This window comes from Nitrosomonas communis (genome assembly GCF_024102715.1).
GTDB classification, from domain to species: Bacteria; Pseudomonadota; Gammaproteobacteria; order Burkholderiales; family Nitrosomonadaceae; genus Nitrosomonas; species Nitrosomonas communis_B.
In genome coordinates this window covers 1-3,598 of sequence record NZ_JAGFJM010000062.1, presented here as the reverse complement: position 1 = coordinate 3,598, position 3,598 = coordinate 1, and the positions used below count along the sequence as shown (strand labels likewise).

The window sequence follows — 3,598 nt, the reverse complement described above, 5'->3', positions numbered from 1 at the left end:
ATGGGAAGGGCCGCACGCCATATCAATGGCACCGCTGTTCTTTATGCTGACCGTGTTACCGATTCAATGCGGCGCGCTATAGACGAAACCGGGCGGCGCCGCGAAAAACAAATTTTATTTAATCAGCGTAACAACATTACGCCGCGAAGTGTCAGTAAACGCATCAAAGACCTTATTGATGGGGTTTATGATAGTGAGCATGCACAACAGCAAATTGGCGCAGCCCAAGCACAGGCTCGATATGATCATATGAATGAATCTCAGCTAGCAAAAGAAATCAAGTCGCTGGAAAAACATATGTTGGAGTCAGCTAAAAACCTGGAATTTGAAAAGGCAGCTCAATATCGGGATGAAATAAAAAATCTAAAAAATAAATTGTTCGTTGGATTTGTTGATCCAGGACAATGACGTACTTGTCACCCTGTCACCCGCAACTTCAAATCAATACATCTGGCAGGTTAAAAAAAACAATAACTATGGTCAGAAAGAGCAGGTTATTGAGCGACCTTCACTTTGGTTGATGTTACAAAGATGAGCTTGTCAAATGTCCGATTCAGGGTTTTACTGGTAAAGTTATGCATCGACATATTTTCAACAAAGCGGATATGATCGCCAATATTGACTTTAGTGGTAGGGGCGGCAATCCAGAAACGCTTGCCACCATTTTCCAGTTCCATGTAGGTATAACCAGTAGTATCCAATACCGATACGACTATGCCTTCATCAGCCGGTAATTTATCTGCGGGCGCAGATGAAACATTTGCAGCATTTTTATCAGGCTGCTCAGAAAAAGCAGGTATGGGTCCCAGTAAAAAAGCAGCAGTCATAATCAATAATAGTTTTTTCATTGCTTTATTTCTCTTGAGAATCAAAAACGGAAAGTATATTGCGTATAGAAGAAATCGGGTGAAATACCAGGTCGCTGATTTTCAATAAAATTACCTGTAAATAGCTTGGAATAACCGATAAGCACGTCTTGATGCCGGCTTACATGAAAATTGACACGAAAATCAATTTCATCACCGATGTGACTGCCTGATTGCCCTGTTATATCGCGTAGCGTTCCTATACCTGCAGTATTGTATAGAAAATCGCGTTTGTTTGCTAAATAGAAACGATGGTACTGTGCGATAAAAGTAAACCAAGGCTGGGGATGTAACGTCACCTGAGCATTGAAATCATGTATGTTCTGACGCCCTACCAGATCCATATACCCTAGATAATAATGTCCAAATGGAAAAAGGTGATTGAAAGTATTTGTTCTGTTGTCTTGTGGATTGCTGTCACCAGAGGCGAAATCATAGCGCAGCCAGAACTGGGGGTTCATAGGAAAGGGTAGGTGATACCCTGCACCCGTGGCGACGGCGAAAGCTGAAATATCAAGATGGGAGCGTCTGCCAAACTGGTACATTCCCTCAAGTTCATACAAAAACCGGTTGTAATCACCCGCTATTCGTCCCCCCGCAGTTTGCAAAACAGAATCACCTTGCAGGATATTTCCTGTCAGAATATTAGCTGGTGAAACAGGACGGTTATCAATCAGGCTAAGTAGATATAGATCGAGCAATTGACCCTTCATTGGCTTGTAGGTGCCCCATAAGCCAAAAAAATTCCGGTCTTTATCCCAGTTATCGAATTCATTCCTCTCTGTGGTCATGGGTCTCATGAAAAAGGCATCCAGATCGAAAGTAGGGGTGCGCCAGAATGTTTTGATCCCTTGGAAAGTTCGACGGGTATTGGCCCAATCCAAAGTAGAGATCAGTCTTTGAGAGCCGTAGAGTAATTCTTGCCGACCAACCCGCATATAAGCAGGGCCATCTAGAAACTGCCCTAACTTGATATCTGCGAACAGATTCAGCATATCAGTATAATTTCTGTCAATGGCCAACGCCGGCAAATCCAGTCCGGAAGTGCGCGCATCCAGGAATTCAGCAAATAACCTGAATCTGTCCTGGTACCAAAGATCTGCATGGAAACGTGTGCGAAAAAGATGGTATTTATTGTCAATACCCGCTGCATTGAGGCGACTATCTGTCTCGTGCATGTATCGGTACCAGAACTGGCCTCCGAAAGAGAGCAGCCAGTCATCATTTAGATGAATACGTTTAAGCGGATCAAAAAAATCTTTTTCGTGATCTGACTTTTCAAGGTAACGGAAATCAATATCAAATGCGGACGTCGGCAGCAAAGCAAAAGGTGCATAGGGAGAAACTGGCGGAGTCTCGCGTTTATTCCCGGTCACTAAATCCCAGAGTGAATAATAACCAGGGCCGGAAGGCGGTATCCCAAAAATGCCTACACGCGGCATGGGAGTTACTGGTGGTGTCTGCGACCAGTTGAACTTTTGATTGGTCGCATCTGCAGGCACAGCAGAATGAACCTGAAGCGCTACAGCGGTAATTGCAAAACTTGGAATTAATTTCAGTAAACAAACTCTTGCTAGAGAATCAAATTTTAATTTGATCTCTCTGCAAGAGGCAAATGAAAACATTATTTTAATACCCTCCCCGGCATTTTTATATTCAATCAATATCTCATTGATAATGAGAAGAAATTATATTTTTTGTTTTGATGCGTATTTTAACAAAGATTTATTGAAACCCAATAAAAGATACTTTTCTATTATTTTCGTTTTTTTAAAGTTAACGTTTCTCAAAGGGCTGCTTATTTTATCAACATTGCCTGTATGCAAGTGAGCGGGGTAATCAATGCATGCAAATAGTTGTCCGCTAGAAAATTAGCAACTTGATTGAACTGAAGAATAATCGATACTTTAGTAATCATATCAATATCTAGCTCAGTCCATTTTCTAAGAATAGTTGATGTTTATTAGTCTATATGGAAGGATGAGGTTGACCAGTAGGTCCTAGAACGTTAACATATGCACTTCTTCAATTCCCCGATAGCTCAGTCGGTAGAGCGACGTACTGTTAATCCGCAGGTCCCAGGTTCGAGCCCTGGTCGGGGAGCCAATTCGGTACAAATCTGGGCACTTTCTCAAGTGAGTCAGACTGCTACTTGCGCTTTATTTGGTACTGACCATTAGTCATTTTAACGAGCAATAAAACGTTAAAAATTCCGGATTATGAGCTCAGATCGCTGTGCACGACCTTGTTGCCCACCCACGGTATAGTTGATCGTCACTTGCTGCATTTCTAGCCCATCGAATGCCTCTCTCATCTCTTGGATATCGTTGACTGAGGTGATCATCTTGCCTTTGATCGTTTTCGCCAGCTCAGCTATCTGAGCATACTGCTCCAGCCCAAAATCCACGCCATAGCTTTCAGTGCCCCAGTAGGGTGGATCGCAATAAAACAGGGTGTATTCCCGATCGTACTTACGCACACAGTCTCGCCATATTGCTATTTTTTTACAGTCCCGACTGCGCTTCCGTTCGTTCGCCAGCTCTATACATCGCAGGCTCACTACCGGGCTCTTGTCATGACACATTCATTATTGCTTGAGGAGAGATGACATGGTTTAATAGAATTGACCAACCCAGTTAAGAGATAATTTATCTTAACTGGAGATTGAGGAATGAATACGAGGAAGAAATATACGAAGGAATATAAGCTGGATGCTATCAGTTTAGTACTTG

Annotated in this window: 4 protein-coding genes and 1 tRNA gene; 2 read left to right on the top strand and 3 right to left on the bottom strand. The window is 42.6% G+C overall.

What is annotated here, in order from left to right; translation table 11 throughout:
• Positions 1 to 408, top strand: a 408-nt coding sequence (locus J5I83_RS06030; protein ID WP_304054178.1) for a UvrB/UvrC motif-containing protein, incomplete at its 5' end; no start/stop codon positions are given.
• An 86-nt stretch (positions 409 to 494) separates the two neighbouring features.
• On the opposite strand, the gene J5I83_RS06025 is transcribed toward J5I83_RS06030, so the two are convergent.
• Positions 495 to 848, bottom strand: coding sequence for an NrfJ (locus J5I83_RS06025; RefSeq protein WP_304054177.1), 354 nt, complete (start codon positions 846 to 848; stop codon positions 495 to 497).
• Positions 849 to 868: 20 nt separating this feature from the next.
• On the bottom strand, positions 869 to 2,368 hold the full coding sequence (locus J5I83_RS06020; RefSeq protein ID WP_369683396.1) for an alginate export family protein: 1,500 nt from the start codon (positions 2,366 to 2,368) through the stop codon (positions 869 to 871).
• Between the two features lie 528 nt (positions 2,369 to 2,896).
• On the opposite strand from J5I83_RS06020, the gene J5I83_RS06015 reads away from it, so the two are divergent.
• A tRNA-Asn gene (locus tag J5I83_RS06015) sits at positions 2,897 to 2,972 on the top strand.
• Positions 2,973 to 3,069: 97 nt separating this feature from the next.
• Here the strand turns inward: J5I83_RS06015 and J5I83_RS06010 are convergent.
• Positions 3,070 to 3,450: a hypothetical protein gene (locus J5I83_RS06010; RefSeq protein WP_304054175.1), complete on the bottom strand. Its 381-nt coding sequence runs from the start codon at positions 3,448 to 3,450 to the stop codon at positions 3,070 to 3,072.
• Between the last annotated feature and the right edge of the window lie 148 nt (positions 3,451 to 3,598).

Coding starts and splice junctions, on each gene's coding strand:
- J5I83_RS06025 (WP_304054177.1), bottom strand. CDS start 848: ATGAAAAAACTATTATTGATTATGACTGCTGCTTTTTTACTGGGACCC.
- J5I83_RS06010 (WP_304054175.1), bottom strand. CDS start 3,450: ATGTGTCATGACAAGAGCCCGGTAGTGAGCCTGCGATGTATAGAGCTG.